Source organism: Sinimarinibacterium thermocellulolyticum (genome assembly GCF_040327995.1).
In the GTDB taxonomy this organism is placed as follows: Bacteria; Pseudomonadota; Gammaproteobacteria; order Nevskiales; family Nevskiaceae; genus Solimonas; species Solimonas thermocellulolyticum.
This window is the reverse complement of record NZ_JBEPIJ010000008.1, coordinates 117310-143480: the sequence shown is the minus strand read 5'-3', so window position 1 is coordinate 143480 and position 26171 is coordinate 117310. Positions and strand designations below refer to the sequence as shown.

The following is a 26171-nucleotide window of genomic DNA, read 5'->3' as shown; positions in this document are numbered from 1 at the left end:
GGCTTGGATCAGGCGCGCATCATCTGGATAAAGCGGTCGAACAGCTCGCCGACGTCGTGCGGGCCGGGGCTAGCCTCCGGGTGGCCCTGGAAGCTGAAGGCCGGCGCATCGGTGATGCGGATGCCTTGGTTGGAGCCGTCGAACAACGAGCGGTGCGTGACCTTTACGTTCGCCGGCAGGCTCGCCTCGTCGACGGCGAAGCCGTGGTTCTGGCTGGTGATCATCACGCGGCCGGTTTCGAGGTCCTGCACAGGATGGTTCGCACCGTGGTGGCCAAAGCTCATCTTCAGCGTCTTCGCGCCGGCGGCGAGGCCCAGGATCTGGTGGCCCAGGCAGATGCCGAAGATCGGCATCCGCTTCCTCATCAATTCACGGGCGGCCTTGATTGCGTAGTCGCAGGGTTCCGGATCGCCCGGACCATTCGACAGCAGCACACCGTCCGGCTTGAGCTTGAGCACCTCGGCGGCGCTGGTCTTGGCCGGGACCACGGTCACGCGGCAGTCGCGGTCCACCAGCATGCGCAGGATGTTGCGCTTGACGCCGAAATCGTAGACGACGACGTGGTGCTTGCCGTCGTCGCGCTCGATCTCGCGATTCGTTTCGAGCTGCCAGGAGCCGCGTGTCCAGCGATAGGGCTTTTCGCAGGTGACGAGCTGGGCCAGATCGGCGCCCTTGAGACCGCCGAAGGCCCGCGCTGCCTCCAGCGCCTTCTTTTCGGAGATGCGTCCACCGGCGACGATGCAGCCGCTCTGGGCGCCGGTGTCGCGCAAGATGCGCGTCAGCCGGCGCGTGTCGATGCCGGCAATGGCGACGACCTTGTTGGCCTTCAGATAGGCGCGCAAGTCCTGCGTCGAACGGAAGTTGCTCGGTGGCCGCGGCACCTCGCGCAGCACCAGACCGGCGATGTGGACCTGATCCGATTCGGCATCGTCCGGATTGGTGCCGACATTGCCGATGTGCGGATAGGTCAGCGTGACGATCTGCTGACGGTAGGACGGATCGGTCAGGATCTCCTGATAGCCGCTCATCGCCGTGTTGAACACGACTTCACCGACCGTCTGACCGTCACTGCCGATGGAAACGCCCGAGAAAATGGAGCCGTCCGCGAGCGCGAGCAAGGCCGGTTTGAGGTCTGGCATGGGGTTGTTTCTAATCCGGTCGTCACACACTGAAACGGGGGCTTGCGCCCCCGTTCAAGGATTAGACGCGCATTATAGGGATTCATCCCCGGCCCGTCCACGGAAATCTTGCCGCACATTCACAACAGCGGGAGCTGATCGCCCGCTGCTGGCGGAACCCGAAAATGCGCCGTCGACAGCTTGAATCGACCATCGCGATTCAGGCCAAGCCGCTGGCAGGCCTTGCGAAACCGCTGGGCGATCAGGTCGGCATACACCCCCTGCCCGCGCATGCGCTGACCATAGTCCGCATCGTAGTCGCGGCCGCCGCGCATCTGCTGCACCAGGCTCATCACGTGCGCAGCCTTGAGCGGCAGGTGCGCGTCGAGCCAGTCGCGGAACAGATCTTTGACTTCGTGCGACAGCCGCAGCACCGCGTAGTTCGCGCGCCGGGCGCCGGCATCGCGCGCCGCTTCGAGCACGCGCTCGAGTTCGGCGTCGTTGACGTATGGAATCACCGGCGAGAACAGCACCATGGTCGGGATGCCGGCGTCGGCGAGCTTGCGCATCACCCGCAGGCGCGTCGCCGGCGCCGAGGCGCGTGGTTCGAGGATGCGCTTGAGCGCCGGATCGAGCGTCGTGACCGAGATCGCGACGAAGACCAGGCCGTCGCGAGCCAGATCGGTCAACAGGTCGATGTCGCGCTCGATCAGCGCCGCCCCCTTGGTGACGATGCCGACCGGATGGCGGAAACGCGCCAGCACTTCGAGCAGGCTGCGGGTGATGCCGAGCTTACGCTCGACCGGCTGCCACGGATCGGTGTTCGCCCCTAGCGAGATCCACTCGGGCACGTAGCCGGGCCTGCGCAGCTCGCGTTCGAGTAGCGCGGCGGCGTTGGGCTTGTAGAACAGCTTGGTCTCGAAGTCCAGACCCGGCGACAGGTCGAGATAGGCGTGCGCCGGCCGCGCATAGCAGTAGATGCAGCCGTGCTCGCACCCGCGATACGGATTGACCGACTGCCGGAACGGAATGTCCGGCGAGTCGTTGCGGCTGATGATGCTGCGCGCGTGATCGATGAAAAGCTGGGTTTCGGGAGATGGCCGCTCTTCATCGCCGAGATTCCATCCATCATCGAAACCCTCGCGAGACGACTTCTCGAAGCGTCCTTCCGGGTTGAGGGTGCTGCCACGCCCCTTGACCAGCCGCCGCGCGCGACCGACGCCATCCTCGCCCGCATCCGACGCCGGGCTCATGGTGCCGCCAGATAATCCCAGGCCAGCCGCGACAAGGTGCGCACGCCGACGGCCAGCGCCGCCTCGTCCATGGTGAACTTCGGCGAGTGATTGGCCGGAAAGTCCTCGGCCGGCACGTCCGACGGACGGATGCCGACGAACAGATACAAGCCCGGAATCTCGCGCTGGAAGAACGAGAAGTCCTCGGCGCCGAGAATCGGCTGCGCCTCGATCAAGCGTTCGCCGAATTCGTCCTGCAGCGACGGCAGCATCCTGCGCATCAGCGCCGGATCGTTGTAGGTGACCGGATAGGCATGACGCTCGGCGATGAACACCTCGGCGCGCGCACCGGCGGACTCGGCGATCTTCTCGGCGGTGCGCTTGACGCGCGCGTGCAGGTCGCGGCGCATCGGCTCGTTGAGCGCGCGCAGCGTGCCCTTCATCTCGACGCGGTCGGGAATGATGTTGTCGCGCACGCCGCCGTCGACCTTGCCGATGGTCACGATCACCGGCGCCTCGGTGGACGCCATCTGCCGGCTGGCGATAGTCTGCAGGCCGAGCACGATCTGCGCGGCGACGACCACCGGGTCGATGCCCAGCCACGGCGCGGCGCCGTGGGTCTGTTTGCCGTGCACGACGATGCGCAGGTCGTCGGCACTGGCCATGATGCCGCCGCTGCGCCAGCCGACCTGCCCGGATTCGTACATCGACAGCAGGTGCAGACCGAAGATCGCGTCCGGCTTCGGTGCGGTACTCAGCACGCCCTGTTCCACCATCAGCTTGGCGCCACCGTCTTCGCCGACCGGCGGGCTTTCCTCGGCCGGCTGGAAGATGAACTTGACCGTCCCCGGCAACTCGGCCCTGCGCGCGGCCAGCAGCTCGGCGACGCCGAGCAGGATCGCCATGTGGCCATCGTGGCCGCAGGCATGCATGACGCCGACCTCGCGGCCGTCGTACGTGGTCTTGACCGTGGACGCGAACGGCAGGCCGGTTTGCTCGGTCACCGGCAGGCCGTCCATGTCCGCGCGCAGCGCCACGGTCTTGCCCGGCTTGTCGCCTTCGAGTACGGCGACGACGCCGGTGTGGGCGATGCCGGTCTCGACCGCAAGGCCCAGTGCGCGCAGATGCTGAGCCAGGTACTTCGCGGTCTCGAACTCGCGGTTCGACAGTTCCGGATACTGATGCAGATGACGGCGGTGCGCGATCACACGCGCCTCGATGTCGCTGGCCGCCGCCGACCAGTCCGGCGCCGCCTCGGCCAGCCCGCAGCCGAAAACCAACAGCGCTGCCATGCCGCGAATGCCTGCCGTCATCGCCTCACCTCGAACTGCAGGGGAATCCCCCGAGTTTACCCCCCGCCCCTGTGACTCATACACTCGCCCCCAGATCGCAGCGGCCAAGCCGCGCAACCGCGAATCCGGCCTGGAGGAGGGTCGCATGAATTCGCAGACGGTGTATCTGAAGAGCGACAAGGGACGCGAGGAACTGAGCACGCGCCGGTACGGTCTGCCGCCGCGGCTGCGCGCCTTGCTGGTGCAGGTCGACGGCCGGCACTCGGCGCAGGAACTGGCCGAGCGCAATGGCGGCGTCGACACCTACGACCGGTTGCAGCAACTGATCGACGGCGCCTACATCGTCGCCGCCGAGTCCACGGTCAAGGCAGCCCCCGGCATCGTGCCGCGCCCCGCGGGTCTTTAGCGAGAGCGACTGTCGTCGGCGAGTGCCCGCAGCGGCGCGCCAGTGAGCCGGTTCAGGGTCCACTGGTCGAGCGCCTGCGCGCCCAGCCGGCGGTAGAACTCGATCGCCGGCTGGTTCCAGTCGAGCACCGCCCATTCCAGACGCCCGCAATCGCGCTCGACGGCGATACGCGCGACCTGCGCGAACAGGGCGCGGCCGATGCCGCGGCCGCGCGCCTCGGGCACCACGAAGAGATCTTCCAGATATAGGCCCGGCCGGCCGAGAAAGGTCGAGTAATTGTGGAAGAACAGCGCAAAGCCCACGGCCTCGCCGTCGCAGCGCGCGAGCAGCGCCTCGGCATACCGGGGCTGCCCGAACAAGGCCGCGGCGATCGCGTCCTCGGTGGCGACCACCTGATCGAGCAGCTTCTCGTAGTCGGCGAGCGCCCGAATCAGCCTGAGCAAGACCGGGACGTCGCCGGGCGCGGCCGCGCGGATCTCGATCCCGCTCACAGGCCGAGCACGTCGCGCATCGAGTACAGGCCCGGTTCGCGCGCCTGCGCCCACAGCGCGGCGCGCAGCGCTCCGCGCGCAAAATTCAGGCGGCTCGATGCCTTGTGCGTGATCTCGACACGCTCGCCATCACCGAGGAACATCACCGTGTGGTCGCCGACGACATCGCCGCCGCGCACGGTGGCGAAGCCGATCGCACCCTTGGGGCGCGCGCCGGTCTGGCCTTCGCGCGACAGCACCGCATGCCGGCCGAGATCGATGCCGGCACCGCGCGCCACCGCCTCGCCCATCGCCAGCGCCGTGCCGGAGGGCGCATCGACCTTGAAGCGGTGGTGTGCCTCGACGATCTCGATGTCGCAGTCGGCGGCGAGTACGCGCGCGGCCTCTTCGAGCAGCTTCAGGCACAGGTTGACGCCGACGCTGAAGTTGGCGGCCATGCAGATCGGGATGCGCTGCGCCGCCGCCTCGATACGGGCCTTCTCGCCGTCGCTAAAACCGGTGGTACCGACGATCATCGGCTTGCCCGCGTCGGCGCAGACCGGCAGCACCGCCAGCGTGCCCTGCGGCCGCGTGAAGTCGACGAGTACATCGAAATCGTCCGTGCGCGCGGCGACATCGTCGTGAATCCGCACGCCGCACGCGCCCAGCCCGGCGCTCTGCGCCGCGTCGGTGCCGACCGCCGCGTGGCCGCCGCGCTCGAACGCGGCGCCGAGCACCACCGGCAACGTGGATTCACAGACGGTCTGGATCACCGCGCGGCCCATGCGGCCGGTGGCGCCCAGTACGGCGATACGGGTCTTGTTCATGGAGCAAACTCGGCGCGAATCGGCTCTATAGAGTAGCCTTCCCCCCGGGCGGCGCGCGCACGGTTGCGGTGCCGGTTCATCACTTGTCTTCGAGACGCTTGGCGTCCTGCCAGCGTGCCTCCATCGCATCCAGCCGCGCCGGGTCACCGAGCGGTGGCAGTTCGGCCGCGGCCGCCATCACGTGCGCAAAGCGACGCACGAACTTGGCATTGCTGCGCGCAAGCGCCGCGACCGGATCGACCTGCAGGTGGCGGGCGAGGTTGACCGCCATGAACAGCAGATCGCCGAGCTCGTCCTCGACGGCGTCGCGGTTCTGGCCGGCGGCCATTTTGAGCTCGCGCGTCTCCTCGGCGAGCTTGGACCACAGCTCATCCAGATGACGCCAGTCGAAACCGAGCGCGGCGGCGTCGCGCTGCAGACGCAGCGCCTCGGCCAGCGGATCGGCACCGGACGTGCTCACGAGCGCGCCACCTTCTGCGCCAGATTCCACAACATACCGGCCGTCGCGCCCCAGATGCGGTGCTCGTGCCACTGCAGCTCGTAGAACGGCAGCTTGATGCCGTCACGCACGAGCGTGCTGCGCTTGAAGCTCGCCGGGTCGAGCACCACCTCGAGCGGAACCTCGAAGATGTCGGCGACCTCGGCGGCATCGATGCGCCATTCGAGTTGCGTCGTGTCGACGATGCCCACCACCGGCGTGACGAGGTAGCGCGTCATCGTCGGATAGTCGTCGAGATAGCCGATCACCTCGACGCGCCGCGGATCGAGGCCGACTTCCTCATGGGCTTCGCGCAGGGCATTGTCCACCGCGTCGCGATCCTCCGCGTCGCGACCGCCGCCCGGAAAGCTGATCTGGCCCTTGTGGGACCGCAGCAACTGCGAGCGCACCGTGAACATCATCGACAGCCGATCGCCGCGCCGCAGCACCGGGGCGAGCACGGCGGCAGGCCGCAGATTGTCGAGCAACGCCGGTTTGATCAGCCGGGCCAGACCGAGCGGCAGCTCCAGATCGATCAGCGGCCGCGGCGCATCGAGATGCGTGGACGCCAAGGCGTCGCGCAAGCGCCGCTCCAGTTCGGTCATCTCGCCAAGTACTGCGTCAGGGCTCATGTGGCGAGTGTAACGGATGGGCCCGTCGCGCCCCGTACAATCGCGACTCATCCTCACGATTCACCGTCATGGACAGGACCGGCTTTCACGCGACGCTGCAACGACGCTTCGCCGAGGTGACGCCGCACGTCGCGGCCTGCGGAATGCGGCTCACCGCCGTCGGCGACGATGGCGTCGAGGCACATCTGCCGTTTCGCGAGGACTGGCTGGGCGACGTCGAACGCGGCCTGATCCACCCCGGCATCGTCACCGTGCTGGTGGACTCGGCCTGCGGCGCCGCGGTGCTCGCACGCATCGCCGACATCGAGCGCGTGGCGACGCTGGACCTGCGCATGGACTATCTGCGCGCCGCGGTGCGCGATCTGGACATCCACTGCCACGCCGAATGCCATCGCCTCACCCCCGGCATCGCCTTCGTGCGGGCCACGGCGTGGCAGCAGCACCGCGAGTCCCCGGTCGCGGTGGCGCACGCGGCTTTCGTGCGCGCCGGCCGCCGCGCGGCGGCGGCTATCCTGTGAACGACGCCCTCGGCCCACGGCTCGCCGCGGCGCGGCGGCGCGCGCGCGAACACGGCGACTTCGACGGATTCGTCGAGCTCGTCCCCTACGCCCGATTTCTGGGCCTGCGCGTCGAGCAGAGCGCGGAAGGGCTGCGCATGCGGCTGCCGTTTCGCGCCGAACTCGTCGGCAATCCGGCGCTGCCGGCGATCCACGGCGGCGTCACTGCAGCGTTCATGGAAAACGCGGCGCTGCTGCACCTGCTGTTGCAGCTCGACCAGACGCGCATTCCCAAGAGCATCGACTTTGCCATCGACTACCTGCGCTCGGCGCGCACGCTCGACTGCCACGCCGCCTGCGAGATCACGCGGGTCGGCGGCCGTGTGGCCCATGCGCAGATCCGTTGCTGGCAGGACGATCCGGCGCGACCGATCGCGCTCGCGCGCGCGCACTTTCTGCTGGCAACGGCGGAATGAACGATTACCGGGACTGGCGCACACTGCGCGAAATCGACCTCGCCTCCGGCTCGGCAAAGGGCGCGGCGTTCCGCTGCTTTCGCGCACTTGAGGCGCAGTGGCGCGCTGGCATCGACTATCGCGTGCTGCATCACGTCGAGGATCGAGCTGCCATCGCCGCGCTGCGCGCAGCCGGCCGCATCTATGCCGGCAGCGTCAACGTCGTGCTGCTGGGCGAGTCCGCTGCATCGCAAATCCTAGAGGCCTTGCGCCGCCACGGCTCGGCGCAGGGGTAACCAGCCTTATCCCTCGTCCGATCGGATGGTTGCCGTTGGCGCACGCCGCTGGTTAGGATGCCGCTCCACTCTCACCTTTTGGAGCTTTTATGTCCGCAGCCGATCTGCTCAAGAAACTGCCCGCCGCGTTCAACGCCGCCGCGGCCGCCGGCACCACCGCGACGATCCAGTTCAACTGCTCGACGCCGATGTACACGACGATCAAAGACGGCACCTGCACCGTCAGCGACGGCCAGTCCGGCAATGCCGACGTGACCATCACCATGGAAGACGAGGATCTGGTCGCGCTGATGAAGGGCGAGCTCAACGGCATGACCGCGTTCATGACCGGTAAGCTGCAGATCGACGGCGATCTGATGCTGGCACAGCGCATGGCGAGCTTCTTCGACGCCGGCAAGCTGTAAGAGGTGCCCAAGCAGTACCCCGAAACCCCGGGCCTTGCGGCCCGGGGTTTTGCTTTTGCGCTCGAACCCACCGATGAGGGGCTGCAACTGCGAGCGCGACATCGACCGAAGTATGCGCCGCTGCGCATCGACTGGACTTCGCGCGAGCAGCGGCGCCGCGTCGCCGGCGGCAAGAAGCAGTTATTGGCGCGGGCGATCGGCCTGCACAAGCACGCCGATCTGCACGTGCTCGACGCCACCGGTGGCCTCGGCCGCGACGCCTGGACGCTCGCGGCGCTGGGCGCGCGCGTCGATCTGGTCGAGCGCCAGCCTCTGCTCGCCGCGCTGCTGCGCGACGCGCATACGCGTGCGCTGGCCGATCCGCAGCATGCGGCAACGGCGCAGCGATTGCAGGTGATCGAAGCCGACGCCGCCGTCGTGCTCGGCGGCGATGCGCGCTGGGACGTCGTGCATCTCGATCCGATGTATCCCGACCACGGTCGACACGCGCTGCCGCAGCGCGAAATGCAACTGCTGCGTGAACTCGTCGGCGACGATGCCGACGCCGACGCCCTGCTGGCGCCGGCGCGCGCGGCGTGCCGGCTGCGCACCGTCGTCAAGCGGCAGTTGCATGCGCCGCATCTGGGTGATCAGGCGCCGGATTTCCAGCTCGCCGGCACCCAGGCGCGCTACGACGTCTATCTTGCGCGCTGAAGCAGCCGACGTCGCGACGACGCCGCTGGCCAGGTGACCGCGCAGCGATACAATCCGCTGCATGCTGCTGCTCACGCTGGTGCGCCACGCCAAATCCTCCTGGGACGATCCCGCGCTCGACGACTTCGACCGCCCGCTCAACGCACGCGGCGAGCGCGACGCGCCGCGCATGGCGCTGCACGTGAAGCGCGCGCTCGGCAGCCCCGACCGCATCCTCAGCAGCCCGGCCGTGCGCGCTCTGACCACCGCGCGTGTGTTCGCCGAAACCCTGGGTGTCAGCGCTGCCCGTTTCGACCAACGCCCGCGCATCTACTACGAGGCCAGCGCCGAGACGCTGTTGACCCTGGTACAGATGCTCGACGACGACGATCGACACGTGATGCTGTTCGGTCACAATCCGGGCCTGACCGATCTGGCGCACCGGCTCGCGCGCTGCAGCTTCGACGACATGCCCACCTGCGCCGTAGTGCAGATCGGCTTCGACGTGAAGTCTTGGAGCGACGTCGACGAGCGCGCCGGCACGCAGCGCTTCTACGCGTTCCCCAAGCAGTTCAGGGACAAGGTTTGAGCTTTTCGCGGTAGCGCGCCGCGTTGGCGACGTAGTGCTGCGCCATGAGCCGCAGCATCTGAATCTCCGGCGGCTGCAGCTCGCGCACGACCTTGGCCGGCGCGCCCATGATCAGCACGCCGTCGCCGAACTGCTTGTTCTCGGTCACCAGCGCGCCGGCACCGACGATGCAGTTGGCGCCGATGCGCGCGCGGTTGAGCACGATGCTGCCGATACCGATCAGACTGTTGTCACCGATCTCGCAGCCGTGCAGCATCACCTTGTGTCCGATCGTACAGCCGCGCCCGACGTTCAGGCGGATGCCGGCATCGGTGTGCAGCACCGAGCCGTCCTGGATGTTGCTATCGTCGCCGATGGTGATCAGATCGGTGTCGCCGCGCAGCACGCAGCCGAACCACACGCTCGCGCGTGCGCCCAGTGTCACCGTGCCGATGACGCTGGCATCGGGCGCGACCCAGGCATCATCGGCGATCTGCGGCGCGCGACCATCGAGGGTATAGAGCATGCGAGAGCATCCCGGTAGAAATGTGCGGCGCAGTCTGCCGACCGCCTTGCTGCTGTTGCAAGCGATGTTGTGGCTGTCGGCCTGCGGCGAGCGCGTGCCGGCGCTGCCGCCGCTGCCCAGCGATGCGGTGGTGCTGGCCTTCGGCGACAGCCTCACCTTTGGCACCGGCGCGAATGCGGAGCAGGCCTACCCGGCGCAACTGCGGCAACTGATCGGTCGCGAGGTAATCAATGCCGGCGTGCCCGGCGAAACCAGCGCCGAAGGGCGCGAACGGCTGCCGGCCGTGCTCGACGAGACACGGCCCGATCTGGTGATCCTGTGCCTGGGCGGCAACGACATGCTGCGCAAGGGCGATCGCGACGCGATGAAAGCCAACCTCGATGCGATGATCCGGGAGATCCGCGGGCGCGGCATCGCCGTGGTGCTGCTCGGCGTGCCGGAGCCGGCGCTGTTCGGTTTGCAGGCCGAAAGACGCTATGCCGAACTCGCACGTGAGCATGGCATCCCGATCGAACGCGACGTCATTGCCGAGACGCTGTCCGAACGCGCCCTGCGCGCCGACCAGATCCACCCGAACGCACGCGGCTACCGGCAGATGGCCGAGGCGATCGCCGAGCTGCTGCGCAAAGCAGGCGCCGTCTAAGCGGCCTAGCGCAGGTAGTCGAACAGGCTCAGCCCCTGCACCCGTGCATGCGCGGCCTGCGCGGCCTGCAGCGCCAGTAGCTCGCGCTGCAGCCGGCTCGCGGCCTCGGCGACGTCGACGTCGCGCAGCTTCGACAGTGCGGATTCGGCTTCGACGGTCTGCGCCGACAGCATCGCCGCGGCATCCTGCGCCGCGCCGAGGCGCAGGCCGGCGCCGGTGCGGATCGACGACAGGCGCGCTTGCGCCGCCTCCAGTTCCGACAGCGCCTGCTGCATCGCCGTCTGTGCGCCGGCGCGCTCGCCGGTCGTCTGCTGCGGTCCGGCGACGATGTTCGCGAGCTTGTCCAGCAGCGCGAACATGTCCTGCTGCGTGCTCGGCTCGATGTGGTAACGGTCACCGTCCGCGGGCGTGCCGGCGAAGCGCAGCTCCACGCCATTGACCTGCAGGCTGCTGCCGGGCTCGTAGCTTCGGGTCTCGACGAGCGTGTCCGCCGCATCGCGGATCTCCACGCTGCCGCCGACGAAGCGCAGCGAGAACGCGTTGCCGTCGTAGGCGGCTGGATTGCGCAGCTGCGCCTGCTGCAGGTGCGTCGCACCGGTATTGGCCACGTCGGCGCTCACCTGCACTTGGCCGTCGCCGGTCGCAAGCCCCATGAACACGGCACTGCCGGCATCGCCGACGGCGATGCTGCGCGCATTGCCGATCGCCAACAGCCGCGGCGCGTCGTCGCCGGCGTAGCTCGCGGAACTGCCGTTCCACGAAAAAGGTTCGGCGGCATCGCGGGCGCCGGCGAACAGATATCGCCCCTGCCCGTCGTCGCGGTTGGCGATGGCCAGCAATTGCGCGCGCAGGCCTTGGAGTTCCTGCGCGATGACCGCGCGGGTCTGTGGCGACTGCGTGCTGCTGTTGGCCTGGATCGCCAGTTCGCGCGCATGCGCGAGCACGTCCTGCGCTTCGGCAAGGGCACTCTCTTCGAGCGACAGCCGGTGCTGCGCGGCCTCGGCGTTGGACTGATAGCGCCGGGCCTGCGCGAGCAACTGGTCCATGCCCATTGCGGCAGCCCAGTCGCCCGGGTCGTCGGCCGCCGTCAGCAGCTTCTGCTGCGTGGCCAACTGTGTTTGTGTGCGCAGCAGGTTCTGCTGCTGCATCTGCATCAGATCGAGACTGCGCTGGTGCAGCAGCAAGGTCGATACGCGCATGCTGCTCTCCGTCAGCGTGCCGCCGCCTGCAGCAGCGTCTGGAACAGGGTATCGGCCACCTGCACGACGCGCGCCGCAGCCTGGTAGGCCTGCTGGTAGCGGATCAGGTCAGCGGCCTCCTCATCGAGATTCACGCCGGAGACGGACTCGCGCTGCGCCCGCGTCTGCTGGCCGATGGCCGCTTGCGCGTCGAGCTGCATTGCGGCCTGTTGCGCGCGTGCACCCGCACTGGACACCAGCGCCGCATGCGCGGCCAGCACCGATTGCGTGCCGCCGTTGAAGACGCCGCCGCTCGCCAGATCCGCGAGCGCGCGCGCATTGCCGTTGTCGCCGCTGGCCGTCGTCGCCGCGGCGGCCAGTCGCGCGGGATCGTCCAGTGCAACGGCCATGCCGGCTGCAGCCGACACCGTCGGACGGATCAGGAAACGATCGCCGGCACTGGCGCTGCCGCCGATCTGCAGTTCGAGCCCGGCGCCGACCAGCGGATCGCCCGGCGCGCCGGAGCCGGTGAGCGCCACCGACTGGCCGCTGCGCAGATCGCTCAGCGACCATGCGCTGCCGTCGAAGCGCAGTTCGTAGTCGCCCTCGCCGAGCGCGCCCGGATCGCCGAAGCTGACTTCGATTTGCGCCGTTCCGGTATTCGCCGTCGCGGCAAAGGCGGCGCCGCGCAGCGGCGCGAAGAAATCGCCACCGGCGATGCCGTTGGCGTCGAAGCCTTGTGCGTGCTGCGTGTTGACCGCCTCGGTGAGGCCCGCGGCGATGCGGCCGAGCCGCGCGCGTGCCGGATCGAGCAGCTCGCGGCGCGCGTCGAGCAGGCCGCCGAGAACACCGCCGCCGAGCTGTGCGGTGATGCGCGCACCGCCGGCATGGACGATGTCGAGCCGGCCACTGTCGTAGACATCGGCAGCGACGCCCAGAGCGGTCGAGCGGGGACCGAGTACCAGCGCCTGGCCGCCACCGACGTAGACGTTCACGCTGCCGTCGGCCTGCGCCGAGGTACTGATGCCGACGCGCGCCGACAGCTCCTGCAGCAACTGATCGCGGCGGTCGAGCAAATCGTTCGGCGGCTGCCCGCCGAAGCTGCCGTAAGCCTGCACGATCTCGCGGTTCAGGTCGGCGAGCGCGCCGGACAGCTCGTTGACCTCGTCGACGGTCGCGCGCATGCGCGTGTGGATCTCGCCTGCCATGCCGTCGAGCTGCGCCTGGGTCTCGCGCATGCGCGCGGCCAGCGTGTCGGCGGCGCCGATGAGGTTCTGCCGCGCCGCCGTCGACGACGGGGTCTGCGACAGCGCGTTGGCGGCATCGAAGAATCCCTGCAAGGGACGCGACAAGCCGGCATCCGCGTCGGACAGCAGGCTGTCCACGCGCGACGCGAAGCCGTGGTAGGTCTGCAGGCGTGCGTAGGCAGAGGCGTCGGTCTGCAGGCGTGCGCTGATCAGATCGTCGCCGAGACGACGCACGGTGGCCACATCCACGCCGGTGCCGACGTAGCCGGAACCCGAGCCGGCACCGGGCCGCGCCGCCAATTCGACGCGCTGGCGGCTGTAGCCCGCCGTGTTGGCGTTGGCGATGTTGTGGCCGGCGGTATCCAGCGCGCGCCGGTAGGCGAGCAGGCCAGACATGCCGATGGAAAGAAGGTCGGCCATGGCGCTAGGTCTGGATCAAACGCACCGGGCGCGCGGCCTGGAGCGCGGCCTTCATCGTCTGCCCGTCGGCGATGTGCTGGATTTTGCGGGCATACGCCGGATCGGTGGCATAGCCGGCTTTTTGCAGCCCCGATGTGAAGCGCGCGGCGTCGCCGCCGTGGCGCAGGGCTTGGGCATAGCGCGGATTGGACTTGAGGAAGCGCACGTAGTCGTCGAAGGCTGCCGCCCGCGAGTCGTAGGCACGGAATTCGGCACTTCGCCGGCGCATCTCGCCGTTCTCGAATTCACGGGTCATGGTCTGCACCTTCTCGCCCTGCCAGCGTGTATCGGCCTTGATGCCGAAGTAGTTGAACGCCGGACGGCCGTCGGCGCGGCGCATCATCTGCTGACCCCAGCCGGTTTCGAGCGCAGCCTGGGCGACGAGCACGCGCGCAGGAATGCCGAGTTCGGCCGCGGCCTTCTCGGCATACGGCAGGATGCTGCGAACGAACTCGTGGGGCGTGAGACGTGAGCCGTGAGACGCCAGCGGTGCGGCGTCGACGCTCGCGGCGTTGGCGAGCGCTTGCGACGATGGGCTAACCGAGGACTCAGATGCACGGGGAAGCGGCGCGAGCGTCGACACCGGATCACGTCTGACGTCTGACGTCTGACGACTCACGTCGCCGTTCTGCATCTGCCGGATCATCAGATCGGCGATACCCAGGCCGCGTCCAGCGGCGAGGTGCTGCGCGATCTGCTGATCGAACATCTCCTGGTAGAACTGCGTCTGCTCGCCGCCGAGGACGTCGTCGCCGAGGCTCGCCGCGCGCATGCTCTTGAGCATCTGCTGCAGCAGCAGGGCCTCGAACTGCTTGGCCGTCGCCCGCAAGGCCGCCGGATCGTCGCTGCGCGCCTGCGCGCGCAACTGCGCGTACTGCGAAAAATCGGTGACGGCCGCAGACCGCATCAGATCACGACCAGCTCGGCGCGCAGCGCACCGGCCTGACGCAAGGCCTCGAGAATCGCGACGAGGTCGCCCGGCGCGGCGCCGACCTGGTTGACCGCGCGCACGATGTCGTCGAGCGACACGCCGGCCTGGAACAGGAACATGCGGCCCTCGCCCTGCTGCGTGACCTCGATCGAAGTATCGGGCACGACCACGGTCTGCCCGTCCGAGAAGGCTCCCGGCTGGCTCACCGCCGGATTCTCCGAGATCGTCACCGCCAGCGAGCCGTGCGCGACGGCTGCCGGCAGCACGCGCACATGGCTGCCGATCACGACGGTTCCGGTGCGCGAGTTGATCACGACCTTCGCCGCGGCTTCGCCGGGCGCGACTTCGATGGTTTCGAGCGCGGCGAGAAAGGCGACACGCTCACGCGCGTCGGCCGGCGCGACGACGGCCACCGTGACCGCGTCCAGCGCCTCGGCGAAATCGCCGCCGAGTCGCGCATTGACCGCCTGCGCGACGCGCGCGGCCGTGGTGAAATCCGGCGTGTGCAGGTTGAGCCGCAGCTCGCCGCTGCTGGCGAAGCTGTTGGGCACCGTGCGCTCGACCAGCGCACCGTTGGGAATGCGCCCCGAGCTGGGCACGTTGATCGAAATACGCGAGCCGTCGCGGCCGGAGACGCCGAGGCCACCGACGACGACATTGCCCTGGGCAATCGCGTAGACCTGTCCGTCGGCACCCTTGAGCGGCGTCATCAGCAGCGCGCCGCCGCGCAGCGAGCCGGCATTGCCGATCGACGAGACGGTGACGTCGATACGCTGTCCCGGCTTGGCGAAAGCCGGCAGTTCGGCGTGCACCGCGACGGCGGCGACGTTCTTGAGCTGCGGATTGAGGTTCGGCGGCACGACGACGCCGAGCTGGCTGAGCATGGCCTTGAGGCTCTGCGTCGTGAACGGCGCCTGCGTGGTCTGATCGCCGGTGCCGTCGAGACCGACGACGAGGCCATAGCCCACCAGCGGATTGCCGCGGACCCCCTCGATGCTGGCGAGATCCTTGATGCGCTCGGCCTGTGCCGGCAGGGTGAGCATGGCGAGCATTGCGATGAGCAGATTGCGCATGGCGGACCTCAGAACGGAAACCACGGCGAGTTGAAGAAGCGCGACAGCCAGCCTTGCGCATTGGCATCGGCCAGCTCGCCGCGACCGCCGTAGTGGATGCGCGCATTGGCGACGCGGTCGGAACGCACGGTGTTGTCGGCGGCGATGTCGGCTTCACGCACGATGCCCTCGATCGATACCGTTTCCGAGCCGCGGTTGATCGCGATCTGTTTTTCGCCGCGCACGACGAAGTTGCCGTTGGGCAGCACCTGCGCGATGAGCACGCTGACCGAGCCGGTCAGGGCATTGGACTGGGTGCTGCCGCCAGCGCCGGTGAAGCCACGCTCACCGCGGATGTCGAAGTCGAGCACCTCGGTGCCGCCGGCCGTCACCGGACGGCCGAACAACGTCGGCCCGGGCATGGCGAAGCTGGCATCCTTCTTCGTGTTCGTGGCCGCCGATTTCTTGGCGTCGGTCCTCTCGACCAGCAGCACCGTGAGCACGTCGCCGACCTGGCGCGCCTTGCGATCCTCGAACAGCGCGATGCTCTGCGCGCTCGCATAAATGCTGCCGTTGGACACCGGCGCCGGCGTCGCCACCGCTTCGGGCGGCAGACGGTAGGGGTCGGGTCCGGGAGAAGTCGCGCAGGCACTCACGGCGAGCGCGGCGATGCCGATGGCGGTACGCACGATCCGGCTCACAGATTGTTCGACACGTAGGCCAGCATCTGGTCGGTGGTCGAGATCGCCTTGGAGTTCATCTCATAGGCGCGCTGCGTCTCGATCATGTTGACCAGTTCCTCGACGACGTTGACGTTCGAGGACTCCAGCGAGCCCTGGATCAACAGGCCGAGGCCCGACTGACCCGGCGCACCGGTCTGCGGCGCGCCGCTCGCGGCGGTCTCGGCGAACAGGTTCTCGCCCCTGGGCTGCAGGCCCGCGGGATTGATGAAATCGGCGACGGTGATGCTGCCGACCTGCTGCGGCGCCGCCTCGCCGGCGAGCTGCACGCTGACCGTGCCGTCGCTGCCGATGGTCACGCTCTGCGCATTCGGCGGAATGGTGATGCCCGGCTGCAGCGGATAGCCGCTCGCCGTCACCATCTGGCCCTGGCCGTCGACCTGGAACGAACCGTCGCGCGTATACGCGGCCGAGCCATCGGGCAGGCGCACCTCGAAAAAACCGCGGCCATTGATCGCCAGGTCGAGGGGATTGTTGGTCTGCAGCAGATTGCCCTGCGCGAACAGCTTCTCCGTCGACACCACCTGGGTGCCGGTGCCGACCATCAACCCCGACGGCGCCTGCGTCTGCTGCGAGGTCTGCGCGCCCGGCTGGCGCACGGTCTGATAGATCAGATCCTGGAACGACGCACGGCCGCGCTTGAAGCCGGTGGTGTTGACGTTGGCGAGGTTATTCGCGATCAGGCTCATGCGTGTCTGCTGCGCATCGAGCCCGGTCTTGGCCACCCACAGGGACTGGTTCATGACTGCCTCCGGCGACGGAAATCCGCCTTTGGCAAGGGGCCTACAAGTTCCGGGCCAGGGGCAGGCGAGCCGCGACGTGTCGCCGGCGACTCGATCATGGGCTATGGGCATTAATGGATTGCCTTTACACATTGCAATGAGAATTATCCTCATCTAAGATCCGCCGCCGTGCCCGTGCACCGCCACCGCGGACCGCCACCGCGGCACGCCGTTGACTGATCCAATCGAACAGGGAGTCTGAGCAATGAACACGTTTCGTCCTGGCCGCGTCGCGGCGCCCCGCTGCGGCCTAACCCCGATCGCCCGTGTGCTGCTGTGCGCCGGCTCCTACGGGTTGGCGAGCGTCGGCCTGGCCGCCCAGGCGCCGGCCCCGGACCGCGCAGCATCGGCGGACACCCTGTCCGGCCAGCCTGCCGAGAGTCAGGACGACGAGCCGATCGTGCTGCCGCCAATCGCCGTGGTGGATTTTCGCGGTGAACAGGTGGACAGCCTGAAGTACACCCGTGACCTGCAGCAGACGCCACGCCTGATCACGGTGCTGCCCTCGGACCTGCTGGAGGAGCAGAGCACGCTGTCGCTGCGCGATGCGATGAAAAACATCCCCGGCATCAGCCTGCAGGCCGGCGAAGGCAATCCCCCGGGTGGCGACCAGCTCAAGATCCGCGGTTTCAACGCTCGCGATGACATCAACGTCAACGAGACACGGGACCTCGGCAACTACTTCCGCGATCCGTTCTACATCGAGCAGATCGAGATTGTCAAAGGCCCTAATTCGGCGTACGCCGGGCGCGGCTCCGCCGGCGGCACGATCAACTTCGTGACCAAGAAGCCCCGGCAAAACGACAGTAGCCGCTTCGAGGCCAGCCTCGGTACCGACGGGCTCTATCGCGGGACCCTGGATACCAACCGGACCCTCGGCGACGACAGCGCGCTGCGGGTCAACCTACTGGCACACGACGCCGAGATTCCGGGACGCGATGTCGCCGAAGAATCGCGCTATGGCCTCTACGCCGCCTATACTTGGGGCTTCAACGGGCCCACGCACCTGAGCGCCGACGTGCTGCTCCTGCGTCAGGACGATCTGCCCGACGCCGGCCTACCGGCCGACCGCGGCAACCTGCTCGGTCAGGGCGGACGCATCCCCCCCGGCCTCGACTTCGACAATTTCTACGGCCATACCAACGACGAAAAGATCGTCGACGTCAGCCAACTCGGACTCACCGTCCAGCACGCATTCGCCGCTGGGACGGTGTTCAAGAATCAGTTGCGGCTGTCGCGCGTGCACAACGATGGCTGGATATCGTCGCCGCGCATCTCGATCGCGGCTGACCCTGGCGGCCTGAACCCGGACAACCTGTCGTGTTCGGTCGAAGATCCCTGCGTTCGCGGCGAGACCAAGCCGCGCGACCAAGTCGACCAAGGGGTCAACAACCAGACCGATCTGCTGTTCAACTTCAACACCGGCCGCATCACACACGCCCTGGTGACCGGCGTCGAGATCGCGCGCTACAGCTATGAGAACGACCGCCGCCGCGACACCCGCGGTCCCTGGACTCGCCTGTACGACCCGGGCACGCGCGTGCTACCCCCTCACCAGGTCATCGACGGCACGCTGTTCGGCCTTCCGGTTTATGACGGGACCACTTACCGGCTCGAAACCGACGAGATCGGCGTCTACGTGCTCGACACCCTGGCGCTAAACGCGCAGTGGGATCTGCACCTGGGCCTGCGCTGGGACCAGGTCGAGGCCACCGCGACAAGGCGAGGGTTCAACGACGTCAACGGCCCGTCGAGCAACAACACGACACACGAGCGCAAGGACGACGAAGTCGGCTACAACCTCGGTCTGGTGTACAAGCCCCTGCCGGAAACCTCAGTCTACGCTGCCTTCGGCAACGCCTATGTGATGTCGGCCAACTTCGACCGCAACAGCGTCCAACTCGCCGGCGGCGGCGCGACGGAGGCCATCGTCGGCGTCGGCTTCGATACGCCGCCCGAACAAGTCAAGGCCTATGAACTGGGGATCAAGCAGACCCTCGGCGCCGGCCTGGACCTGGGAGCGGCCGTGTTCCGCACCGAAACCTCCAAAGGCCGCTTTCCGGCACAGGATCCGGCCAACATCACCACACCCAACGTCGAGTACCACATCCAGGGCGTGGAGGTGCTGGCCGCCGGAACCCCGACCGCGAACTGGCGGCTGTATGCTGGGTACACCTATCTGCACTCGGAGATCACCGACGCGCCGCCGACGTCCGAAGCGCTGGACCGCGACTTCGTGCTCACCCAGAAACTCGGCGGCACGCCGCGCCACTCGTTCAATCTGTTCTCGACCTACGATGTCACGCCAAAACTCGTCCTCGGCGGCGGTGTCCAGTACGTCGACGACGTCACCAGCGGCGTCGATCCCCTGCCCAATGCCGGCAATGTCACCGTGACCGTCGACGACTACACAGTGGCCGATCTATACGCCAGCTACAAATTCACCGGCCAGACCCAGGTGCGCATCAACATGCTCAATGCCTTCGACGAACGCTACATCTCGCAGCTGGCCGAAGGCGGTGGACAGGGTATCCCCGGTCGCGGACGTCAGGCCATCGTCAGCCTGCGGCACGACTTCTGAGCAAGACACCCTTGGTCGTCACGTTCGAGGGCATTCTCCGGACCGACGAGCTGGCGGCGATTCGCCGCCAGCTCGCTGCGGCTGACTGGGCCATCGGCATTTCCGCCGGAGCACAGGCCGTCCTCGTCAAGAACAACCAGCAGCTCCCGGAGTCTGCGCCACAGCTCCGGGAGCTCCGCCTCATCGTGATGCGCGCCCTCAATCGCAGCCCGGAGCTGCTATCGGCGGCCCTGCCGAACAAGATCCTACCGCCGAACTTTAATCGCTATAGCGGCGCACACAACGCTTATGGCGTTCACGCCGATGCGACGCTGCGCAGCCTGCCCGACGGCAGCTGGTTGCGCACCGACATCTCCGCCACGCTCTTCCTGTCCGACCCGGCGGACTACGACGGCGGCGAGCTGGAAATCGAGGACCTCTTTGGCCGGCATCTGATCAAGCTCGCCGCCGGCAGCTTGGTGATCTATCCCTCTGGATCGCTCCATCAGGTCCGAGCAGTCACGCGTGGCGAACGCCTGGCCTGCTATTTCTTCATGCAGAGCGTCGTCAAAAGCTCCGAGCAGCGACGTCTGCTCTATGAGATGGACTGCGCGCTGCGTCGTTTGCGCGCCCAACTGGGCGATGCACAGCCGGACTTGGTACGCCTGACCGCGCTGTACAACAACCTGATCCGTTGCTGGTCGGACTGCTGATCCCCGCGGCTTTCGGCACCTGGGGGAGTTCTCGGCGTTGTTCGTGCAGATCGTGCAACTGGCGCGAGAAGCCGGTCTGGGGAAGCGGGGCCGGATCGGCATCGACGGCACCAAGATCATCGTCGGGCCGGGTTGATGGACTGCGCAGCAGACCCCCAGCAGCTGCTGCTGCCGATGATCGAGGCCGTGACGCGCAACGCAGGCCTTGCACAGATGATGACACTGGCCTACTGCGGCTAGGCCAGCGAGGACAGCTTTGCGGCGCTTAAGGCACAGCAGCTGACGGCATGCGTAGCGCTGAAGGCAAGGCCATTCGCCCGATTGATCCGGAACGCCATCTGGCGACGCAGCGCATAGCCGAGCGCCTGGCCACGCCCGAGGGCAAGGATCACTACCAGCAGCGCCAATTCATTCCGGAGCCGGTCTTCGGCTGGGTCAAGCAGGCGACGGACTTTCGGCGATTCAGCATTCGTGTCCGGCACGCGCCTGATCGACCGTCGCCTCGCCGGCACTGGCACGCTCGAATCAAGTGCCGCTGTAAATTTCGGCCGCCCAAACTCCTAGGAGCCTGAAGGATGCACAGGCTCTCAGCCGCCGACCCGCAGCAACGTCGTCGCCGCCCGGGCATTGTCCTCGGCGGTGCGCATCAGCTTGACCTGCAGCTCGAACTGGCGTGCGAGGCTGATCATGTTGACCATCGTCTCGGGCAGCGAGACGTTGCTGGATTCGAGCGCGCCGGTGACGAGCACATTGCCCGGCGCAGGTGCGGGCGTTTGCCCGGGACGGGCGCGCATCAGGCCGTCGGCGCCGCGTTCGAGCTGCTGCGGCTGCGCGCTGACGGTGCGCAGACGGCCGATCGCGGCGAGGGTTTCGGCGCCGCTGCCCTGCGGCACGATCGAGACCGTACCGTCGCCGCCGATGCGCAGCTGTGTGTGCGGGGGCACCGCCATCGGTCCGCCGTCGCCGAGCACGGCGTGACCGGCGCCGGTACGCAACTGTCCCGCACTGTCGATCCGCAAGTCGCCGGCCTTGGTGTAGGCCTCACTGCCGTCCGGCGCCAGCACCGCCAGCCAGACGTCTTCGGCGAAGGCGAGGTCGAGATCGCGGCCGGTCTGTTGCAGCGCGCCGCTGCGCGCGTCCCAGCCGACACCGACGCCGAGCGCGTTGACGCGCGTCGGCAAACCGGCGCCCTCGACCGCACGCGACTGGTTGGCGATCAGCTCGGCGCGAAAGCCGGTGGTCGAGGCATTGGCGAGGTTATGGCTGTTCGCCGCCTGCGCCTTGAGGGTCTGGATGGCGCCGGTCATGGCGACGTAAAGGGCTCTATCCATGCTCGCTCCGCGAACGGTCTCCGGTTTCTGGTTTGCAGTTCGCAATCGAGGCCGACGCAGCCTTGCTTTCTGGAAGCTGGAAACGGGTGACTGGAAACTGCCGTTATCGGATGTTGATCACCGTCTGCGTGATCTGGTCGGTGGTCGAGATCATCTGCGCATTGGCCTGGAAGTTGCGCTGCGCGGTGATCATGTTGACGAGCTGCTCGGTCAGATCGACGTTGGAGCCTTCGAGTGCGCCGGCCTGGATCAGGCCGAAGTCGGTCTCGCCGGCGGCGCCGCGCAGCACCGGGCCCGCGGCGAAGGTCTCGCCCCAGGCGTTGTCGCCGAGCCGTTGCAGGCCCTGCGGATTGGGGAAGTTGGCCAGTGCGATCCGGCCCAGCGGCGTCGCCTGGCCGTTGGTGTAGCGCGCCTGCACGATGCCGTCCTGGGTGATCTCGATGCCGGTGAGCCGGCCGGTCGCGTAACCGTCCTGGCTCAGCTCGGCGAGGCCAAAGTCGTCGCCGAACTGCGTCGCCGCCGCGAAGTTCAGCGTGAGGTTCAGATCGGCGGCGCCGGTGGTCGGCGCAAAGCCCGGCAGCGTGATCTCGCCATTGGCCGGGGTCAGCAGCGTGCCGCTGTCGGTGAACGTCAGCGCGTTGGCCCCGCCGACGTCGCTGCCGTCGATCTGCGCATGCACGTTCCATTCGTTCGGGCTCGCGCCCTTGACGAAGAACAGGCTCGCCGTGTGTGCGGCGCCGAGCGAATCGTATACGGTCACCGAGCGCGTGAAGTTGTAGCTGGTCGGATCGCCGGCGTCGAAGCTCCCGTTGGCGGGCGGCTGGGCGCTGGCCGGCAGGTTGACGGCTGCGGTTAGGCGGGTGCTAGCCCGCGGCGGATTGTCGCCAGTGGTGAGCTGCAGGTCGGCGAGCCGTGCGGTATCGAAACCCTGGGCGCCGGCGATCGGCGGGAACACCTGCAGGCGCTGGCCGGCGGCGTTGACGACATAGCCGTTGCGATCGGTGCCGAAGGCGCCGGCGCGCGAATACACCATCGCGCCATTGTCGGAGAGCGTGAAGAATCCCTCGCCGGAGAGCGCGAGATCCAGCGAGTTGTTGGTGAAATTGATCGCGCCCTGCTGGAACTGCTGCGCGACGCGCGCCAGCCGTGTGCCGGCGCCGGTGGCATTCGCGGCGACGCCGTAGGACGATACCGGAAACAGTTCGGCGAACTCCGCGCGCGACTGCTTGAAGCCGGTGGTGTTGGCATTGGCGATGTTGTTGGCGGTCACGCCAAGATCCGCCGAGGCGGCTTTCAGACCCGACAGGGCGATGCTGAAGGACATGAGAGACTCCGGTGTAAAAGCGCCTAGAGGATTTGCACGATGTCGGCGAGCGGCGCCGGATCGAGTCCGACGAGTTCCAGCGTCAGCCCGTTGCGACCCAGGCCGACGGACTGCACCTGGCCGACCGCCAGCGTTTCGAGCGCGGTCTGGGCAGCGCCCTGCAGCAGACGCGCGCGCATCGTATAGCGGCCCTCGGCCGCCGCAGCGCCGGCGTTGTCGCGGCCGTCCCAGGCAAAACGCGCAACCCCGGTGGCCTGCGGCCCCAGATCCAGGGTGCGCACCACGGTGCCGCTGGCATCGACGATGTCGATGACCACATCGCCGCTCGCCGGCAGCACGGCGGCACCGCGCAGTTCGCCGCCTTGGGGCAGCCAGCCGGTCTCGCTGGACACCAGCACGCCGCGGCCGACGAGGCTCGCGGCCTGCAGCGTCTGGTTGGCGGCCAGCGACGTGGCCAGACTCGCGAACGACGCCTGCAGTTCCTGGATGCCGGAGACGGTGCTGAACTGCGCGATCTGCCCCAGGAACTCGCCGTTCTCCATCGGCTTGAACGGGTCCTGGTTCTGCAACTGCGTGGTCATCAAGCGCAGGAAGTCGTCCTGGCCCAGCGACTGCCGCGCCGCCGGCTGGCGCAAGGCCAGTCCCAGATCGGCGTAGGTGGGGTCGATCGTGCTCATGCGGTCAACCCTCAGCGGCCGAGCCGCAGGGTGGCCAGCGCCAGTTCCTTGGCGGTGTTCAACATCTCGACGCTGGATTGGTACGAGCGCGCCGACGAGATCATGTCGACCATCTCCTCGACGACATTGACGTTGGGGGCGTAGACGAAGCCTTCGGCATCGGCGAGCGGATGGCCCGGCGCGTAGCGCTTCTCGGCCGCCGCCTTCGACTCGACCACACCGAGCACCTGCACGCCGACGGCCTCGTCGCGTCCAGGTTCGAGGGCTGCGGCAAACACCGGCATGCGCGCCTTGTAGACGGCATCGGGATCGCCGCCGACGGCATCGGCGTTGGCGAGATTGGAGGCGACGGTGGACAGGCGCACCGACTGCGCCGACAGCGCCGAACCGGCGATGTCGAAGATGCGGAACGAGGACATGGCGCGTCTTCCTATTGTCCGGTGAGCGCGGTCAGCAGACCCTTGATGCGCGCATCGAGAAACTGCAGGCTCGCCTGGTAGCGCAGCGCCGCATCGGCGAACTGCGCCTGTTCGATCTGCACGTCGACGGTATTGCCGTCTGCCGAGGGCTGTACGGCGAGGCGATACCCCGGTTCGCCCGTCGACACTCGACCGACCGTCTGGGCCGACGCCAGCACCTCGCGGAAATCGAGGTCGCGCGCCTTGAAGCCCGGCGTGTCGGCATTGGCGATGTTGGCGGCGATCAGCTCCAGGCGTCGTCGTTGCAGCTGCAGCGCCGCCGGATGGATCCCGAACACCGGGTCGTCGATGGTCATGGCAAAACCCCGCCACGTGGATGTGCAGGGTCAGGGGCAAGTCCTGTGCCAGAAGCGGCAGTCGCAGGTTGCCAGGACGGCGGCCGGCTATCGCCGCCGCAAACCGGGGACGAGCTCAGGCCGGCTGCGCGACCATGCGCAGGCGTTCGAGCACGCCCTCGGCCAGCTCGTCGGAGCTGAACTTGGCGCAGAAGCGGTCGGCGCCGACGCGCTGCACCATCGCGTTGTTGAAGATGCCGGACAGCGAAGTGTGCAGCATCACATACAGGTCCTTGAGCCGCGGATCGCGACGGATTTCCGTCGTCAGCGTGTAGCCATCCATGTTCGGCATCTCGACATCCGAGATCACCATCAGCACCTGCTCGTGCACCGGCCCCTGCTCGGCCATGCGCTGCAACTGGCGCAGCGCCTCGCGGCCGTCGCTCACCTGGATGCTGTCCACCCCGAGCTGAGTCAGCACGCGCTCGATCTGGCTGCGCGCGACGCGCGAGTCGTCAGCCAGGAGCACTTTGAGCCCGCGCGGCACCAGCGCGCGTGCGCCCTCGCGCAAACGGCTCGACAGTTCCGGGCAGTCGCCGACGACCTCGGCCAGGACTTTTTCCACGTCGATGACCTCGACGAGCTGATCGCCCAGGCGCGTGATCGCCGTCAGATAGCCCTCGGCACCGCCGCTCGGCGGCGGCTGCAGCGCGGCGACATCGACGTGCGCGATACGATCGACCGCGCTGACCAAGAAGCCCTGCACCGAGCGGTTGAACTCGGCGATGACCACGTGCGCGCGCGCGCTCTTGCCGAGCGCGTCGGCGCCGATCGCGCGCTGCAGGTCGATCACCGGCACGATACGGCCGCGAATGTCGGCGACCCCGGCGACGTAGGCATGCGCTCCGGGCAGCGCCGACAGCGGCGGCGTGCGGATGACTTCCTGCACCTTGAAGACATTGATGCCAAAAATCTGGCGCGGCCCCAGACGGAACAGCAGCAGCGCCAGGCGATTGTGTCCGGCGAGCTGGGTGCTGCGGTCGATGCTTTCGAGCAGTCCGTAGGCCATGGCAGTCGGTTCGATGCGGTCGTGCAAGCCTTATCGGCAGCGCCGCGGCGAAATTGATCGGCGAGAACGGACCCGCTGGCACGCGGCTTGTAGCACACAGGGCATGAGAGCCCTGCCCCTGACCCTGACTGCCCTCGCGCTGCTGGCAACGGATGCCGTGCGCGCCGACCGCATCGAGGATCCGGCGCGCATCCAAAGCGTCGCCATCGCCGCGGTCGCCGCCCAGATGCCGGCGAGCGCGCGGGTCAGCGGCGGGGTACTCGACCCGCGGCTGCGGCTGCCGGCCTGTACCGAGACACCGCTCGCCGATCCGCCGACGCTGCGCGGCGCGCAGACCAGCGTGACCGTGCGCTGCACCCGCCCGCCGTGGACCGTCTACGTGCCAGTGCGGATCAGCGACTTGAGGCTGGTCGTGGTGCTGGCGCAGGCGGTCGCGCCCGGCGAGCGCCTCGACCCTGCGCGGCTGCGCCTTGAGATGCGCGATGTGGCCGCGCTGCCGTTCGGCTACGTCGCCTCGCTGGAGGAGGCTGCGGGGCTCCAAGCCCGTCGCGCCCTGCCCTCCGGCGCCGTGCTCACCCCCGGCGACGCGCGACCGCCGCAGCTCGTCAAGCGCGGGCAGACCGTGACCCTGATCGGCCGCGGCGCGGGCATCGAAGTGCGCGCCGAAGGCACGGCGCTCGCCGCTGGCGCGCGCGGTGAGCGCGTGCGCGTGCGCAACAGCGCGTCCAAACGCATCATTGAGGGCGTGGTCAGCGCCGACGGCGTGGTCGAGATCGCGCTGTGAGCGCACCTGCCCTAGTCTGCGAGCTTCGGCCTCAAGTTCTTCGCCGGGCGGCCG

Annotated in this window: 32 protein-coding genes; 12 read left to right on the top strand and 20 right to left on the bottom strand. The window is 68.0% G+C overall.

From position 1 onward, the window contains the following. Positions 1–8: 8 nt before the first annotated feature. The 3 genes from carA to ABSH63_RS09035 all read right to left on the bottom strand — a co-directional run bounded on the left by carA (position 9) and on the right by ABSH63_RS09035 (position 3663). Positions 9–1139: a glutamine-hydrolyzing carbamoyl-phosphate synthase small subunit gene (carA, locus tag ABSH63_RS09045; RefSeq protein WP_352889150.1), complete on the bottom strand. Its 1131-nt coding sequence runs from the start codon at positions 1137–1139 to the stop codon at positions 9–11. 119 nt (positions 1140–1258) lie between these two features. Then, complete coding sequence (locus ABSH63_RS09040; protein WP_352889149.1) at positions 1259–2371, bottom strand: PA0069 family radical SAM protein; 1113 nt, start codon at positions 2369–2371, stop codon at positions 1259–1261. Beyond that, a complete protein-coding gene (locus ABSH63_RS09035) occupies positions 2368–3663 on the bottom strand; it encodes an amidohydrolase (protein WP_352889147.1) in 1296 nt (431 codons plus the stop codon). The genes ABSH63_RS09040 and ABSH63_RS09035 overlap by 4 nt, the downstream gene beginning before the upstream one ends. 124 nt (positions 3664–3787) lie before the next feature. Between ABSH63_RS09035 and ABSH63_RS09030 the strand changes: the two genes are divergently transcribed. Then, positions 3788–4048 carry a hypothetical protein gene (locus ABSH63_RS09030; protein WP_352889146.1) on the top strand — a complete coding sequence of 87 codons (261 nt, stop codon included), beginning with the start codon at positions 3788–3790 and terminating at the stop codon, positions 4046–4048. On the opposite strand, the gene ABSH63_RS09025 is transcribed toward ABSH63_RS09030, so the two are convergent. The 4 genes from ABSH63_RS09025 to ABSH63_RS09010 all read right to left on the bottom strand — a co-directional run bounded on the left by ABSH63_RS09025 (position 4045) and on the right by ABSH63_RS09010 (position 6455). After that, positions 4045–4539: a GNAT family N-acetyltransferase gene (locus tag ABSH63_RS09025; RefSeq protein WP_352889145.1), complete on the bottom strand. Its 495-nt coding sequence runs from the start codon at positions 4537–4539 to the stop codon at positions 4045–4047. The two genes, ABSH63_RS09030 and ABSH63_RS09025, sit on opposite strands and share 4 nt — an antisense overlap. Then, complete coding sequence (dapB, locus tag ABSH63_RS09020) at positions 4536–5345, bottom strand: 4-hydroxy-tetrahydrodipicolinate reductase (RefSeq protein WP_352889143.1); 810 nt, start codon at positions 5343–5345, stop codon at positions 4536–4538. The genes ABSH63_RS09025 and dapB overlap by 4 nt, the downstream gene beginning before the upstream one ends. A gap of 79 nt (positions 5346–5424) precedes the next feature. After that, the gene (locus ABSH63_RS09015; protein ID WP_352889142.1) at positions 5425–5805 is read right to left on the bottom strand and encodes a MazG nucleotide pyrophosphohydrolase domain-containing protein; all 381 of its coding nucleotides are present in this window, start codon (positions 5803–5805) and stop codon (positions 5425–5427) included. Then, positions 5802–6455: a CoA pyrophosphatase gene (locus ABSH63_RS09010; protein WP_352889140.1), complete on the bottom strand. Its 654-nt coding sequence runs from the start codon at positions 6453–6455 to the stop codon at positions 5802–5804. Before ABSH63_RS09010 ends, ABSH63_RS09015 begins: the two co-directional genes overlap by 4 nt. Positions 6456–6523: 68 nt before the next feature. Here ABSH63_RS09010 and ABSH63_RS09005 point away from each other — a divergent pair, with 68 nt between their 5' ends. The 6 genes from ABSH63_RS09005 (at position 6524) to ABSH63_RS08980 (ending at position 9368) form a co-directional block, all read left to right on the top strand. After that, positions 6524–6973, top strand: a complete 450-nt coding sequence (locus tag ABSH63_RS09005; protein ID WP_352889139.1) for a PaaI family thioesterase — start codon at positions 6524–6526, stop codon at positions 6971–6973. After that, entirely contained in the window at positions 6970–7428 is a 459-nt protein-coding gene (locus tag ABSH63_RS09000; protein WP_352889137.1) for a PaaI family thioesterase, read from the top strand. The genes ABSH63_RS09005 and ABSH63_RS09000 overlap by 4 nt, the downstream gene beginning before the upstream one ends. Continuing rightward, positions 7425–7703 (top strand): hypothetical protein, encoded by a 279-nt coding sequence (locus tag ABSH63_RS08995; protein ID WP_352889136.1) that lies wholly within the window; start codon positions 7425–7427, stop codon positions 7701–7703. The genes ABSH63_RS09000 and ABSH63_RS08995 overlap by 4 nt, the downstream gene beginning before the upstream one ends. 89 nt (positions 7704–7792) lie before the next feature. Next, positions 7793–8107, top strand: a complete 315-nt coding sequence (locus ABSH63_RS08990; RefSeq protein WP_352889135.1) for an SCP2 sterol-binding domain-containing protein — start codon at positions 7793–7795, stop codon at positions 8105–8107. A 3-nt stretch (positions 8108–8110) separates the two neighbouring features. Continuing rightward, positions 8111–8800: a class I SAM-dependent methyltransferase gene (locus ABSH63_RS08985; protein WP_352889134.1), complete on the top strand. Its 690-nt coding sequence runs from the start codon at positions 8111–8113 to the stop codon at positions 8798–8800. Between the two features lie 61 nt (positions 8801–8861). Beyond that, positions 8862–9368 (top strand): SixA phosphatase family protein, encoded by a 507-nt coding sequence (locus ABSH63_RS08980; protein WP_352889133.1) that lies wholly within the window; start codon positions 8862–8864, stop codon positions 9366–9368. Here the strand turns inward: ABSH63_RS08980 and ABSH63_RS08975 are convergent. Then, positions 9352–9873: a gamma carbonic anhydrase family protein gene (locus ABSH63_RS08975; protein WP_352889132.1), complete on the bottom strand. Its 522-nt coding sequence runs from the start codon at positions 9871–9873 to the stop codon at positions 9352–9354. The two genes, ABSH63_RS08980 and ABSH63_RS08975, sit on opposite strands and share 17 nt — an antisense overlap. Between ABSH63_RS08975 and ABSH63_RS08970 the strand changes: the two genes are divergently transcribed. Then, entirely contained in the window at positions 9872–10516 is a 645-nt protein-coding gene (locus tag ABSH63_RS08970) for an arylesterase (protein WP_352889130.1), read from the top strand. The genes ABSH63_RS08975 and ABSH63_RS08970 overlap by 2 nt on opposite strands. Before the next feature lie 5 nt (positions 10517–10521). Here the strand turns inward: ABSH63_RS08970 and flgL are convergent, their stop codons facing one another. The 6 genes from flgL to flgG are packed head-to-tail and all read right to left on the bottom strand — an operon-like array spanning position 10522 to position 16866. Beyond that, complete coding sequence (gene flgL / locus ABSH63_RS08965; protein WP_352889129.1) at positions 10522–11715, bottom strand: flagellar hook-associated protein FlgL; 1194 nt, start codon at positions 11713–11715, stop codon at positions 10522–10524. Positions 11716–11726: 11 nt separating this feature from the next. Beyond that, positions 11727–13361 carry a flagellar hook-associated protein FlgK gene (gene flgK, locus ABSH63_RS08960; RefSeq protein ID WP_352889127.1) on the bottom strand — a complete coding sequence of 545 codons (1635 nt, stop codon included), beginning with the start codon at positions 13359–13361 and terminating at the stop codon, positions 11727–11729. A gap of 4 nt (positions 13362–13365) precedes the next feature. Further along, positions 13366–14307, bottom strand: a complete 942-nt coding sequence (gene flgJ, locus ABSH63_RS08955; protein ID WP_352889126.1) for a flagellar assembly peptidoglycan hydrolase FlgJ — start codon at positions 14305–14307, stop codon at positions 13366–13368. Then, positions 14307–15404, bottom strand: coding sequence for a flagellar basal body P-ring protein FlgI (locus ABSH63_RS08950; protein WP_352889125.1), 1098 nt, complete (start codon positions 15402–15404; stop codon positions 14307–14309). The genes flgJ and ABSH63_RS08950 overlap by 1 nt, the downstream gene beginning before the upstream one ends. An 8-nt stretch (positions 15405–15412) precedes the next feature. Further along, entirely contained in the window at positions 15413–16072 is a 660-nt protein-coding gene (flgH, locus tag ABSH63_RS08945; protein ID WP_434223261.1) for a flagellar basal body L-ring protein FlgH, read from the bottom strand. A gap of 8 nt (positions 16073–16080) precedes the next feature. Continuing rightward, entirely contained in the window at positions 16081–16866 is a 786-nt protein-coding gene (gene flgG / locus ABSH63_RS08940; RefSeq protein WP_352889123.1) for a flagellar basal-body rod protein FlgG, read from the bottom strand. Between the two features lie 244 nt (positions 16867–17110). On the opposite strand from flgG, the gene ABSH63_RS08935 reads away from it, so the two are divergent. From ABSH63_RS08935 to ABSH63_RS08925, 3 genes are all read left to right on the top strand, one after another. Further along, the gene (locus tag ABSH63_RS08935; protein WP_352889121.1) at positions 17111–19486 is read left to right on the top strand and encodes a TonB-dependent receptor; all 2376 of its coding nucleotides are present in this window, start codon (positions 17111–17113) and stop codon (positions 19484–19486) included. An 11-nt stretch (positions 19487–19497) separates the two neighbouring features. Next, on the top strand, positions 19498–20178 hold the full coding sequence (locus ABSH63_RS08930) for a Fe2+-dependent dioxygenase (protein ID WP_352889119.1): 681 nt from the start codon (positions 19498–19500) through the stop codon (positions 20176–20178). A 287-nt stretch (positions 20179–20465) separates the two neighbouring features. Next, on the top strand, positions 20466–20750 hold the full coding sequence (locus ABSH63_RS08925; protein ID WP_352889117.1) for a transposase: 285 nt from the start codon (positions 20466–20468) through the stop codon (positions 20748–20750). A 15-nt stretch (positions 20751–20765) separates the two neighbouring features. On the opposite strand, the gene ABSH63_RS08920 is transcribed toward ABSH63_RS08925, so the two are convergent. The 6 genes from ABSH63_RS08920 to ABSH63_RS08895 form a co-directional block, all read right to left on the bottom strand. Beyond that, entirely contained in the window at positions 20766–21509 is a 744-nt protein-coding gene (locus tag ABSH63_RS08920; protein ID WP_352889115.1) for a flagellar basal body rod protein FlgF, read from the bottom strand. A 103-nt stretch (positions 21510–21612) separates the two neighbouring features. Next, complete coding sequence (gene flgE, locus ABSH63_RS08915) at positions 21613–22833, bottom strand: flagellar hook protein FlgE (RefSeq protein ID WP_352889113.1); 1221 nt, start codon at positions 22831–22833, stop codon at positions 21613–21615. A gap of 23 nt (positions 22834–22856) precedes the next feature. Then, positions 22857–23510 carry a flagellar hook assembly protein FlgD gene (locus ABSH63_RS08910; RefSeq protein WP_352889111.1) on the bottom strand — a complete coding sequence of 218 codons (654 nt, stop codon included), beginning with the start codon at positions 23508–23510 and terminating at the stop codon, positions 22857–22859. An 11-nt stretch (positions 23511–23521) separates the two neighbouring features. After that, positions 23522–23929 carry a flagellar basal body rod protein FlgC gene (flgC, locus tag ABSH63_RS08905; RefSeq protein ID WP_352889109.1) on the bottom strand — a complete coding sequence of 136 codons (408 nt, stop codon included), beginning with the start codon at positions 23927–23929 and terminating at the stop codon, positions 23522–23524. An 11-nt stretch (positions 23930–23940) separates the two neighbouring features. Beyond that, complete coding sequence (locus tag ABSH63_RS08900) at positions 23941–24285, bottom strand: flagellar basal body rod protein FlgB (protein WP_352889107.1); 345 nt, start codon at positions 24283–24285, stop codon at positions 23941–23943. A gap of 115 nt (positions 24286–24400) precedes the next feature. Then, on the bottom strand, positions 24401–25333 hold the full coding sequence (locus ABSH63_RS08895; RefSeq protein ID WP_352889105.1) for a chemotaxis protein CheV: 933 nt from the start codon (positions 25331–25333) through the stop codon (positions 24401–24403). Between the two features lie 103 nt (positions 25334–25436). Here ABSH63_RS08895 and flgA point away from each other — a divergent pair, with 103 nt between their 5' ends. Then, a complete protein-coding gene (gene flgA / locus ABSH63_RS08890; RefSeq protein ID WP_352889103.1) occupies positions 25437–26117 on the top strand; it encodes a flagellar basal body P-ring formation chaperone FlgA in 681 nt (226 codons plus the stop codon). Positions 26118–26171 lie beyond the last annotated feature (54 nt).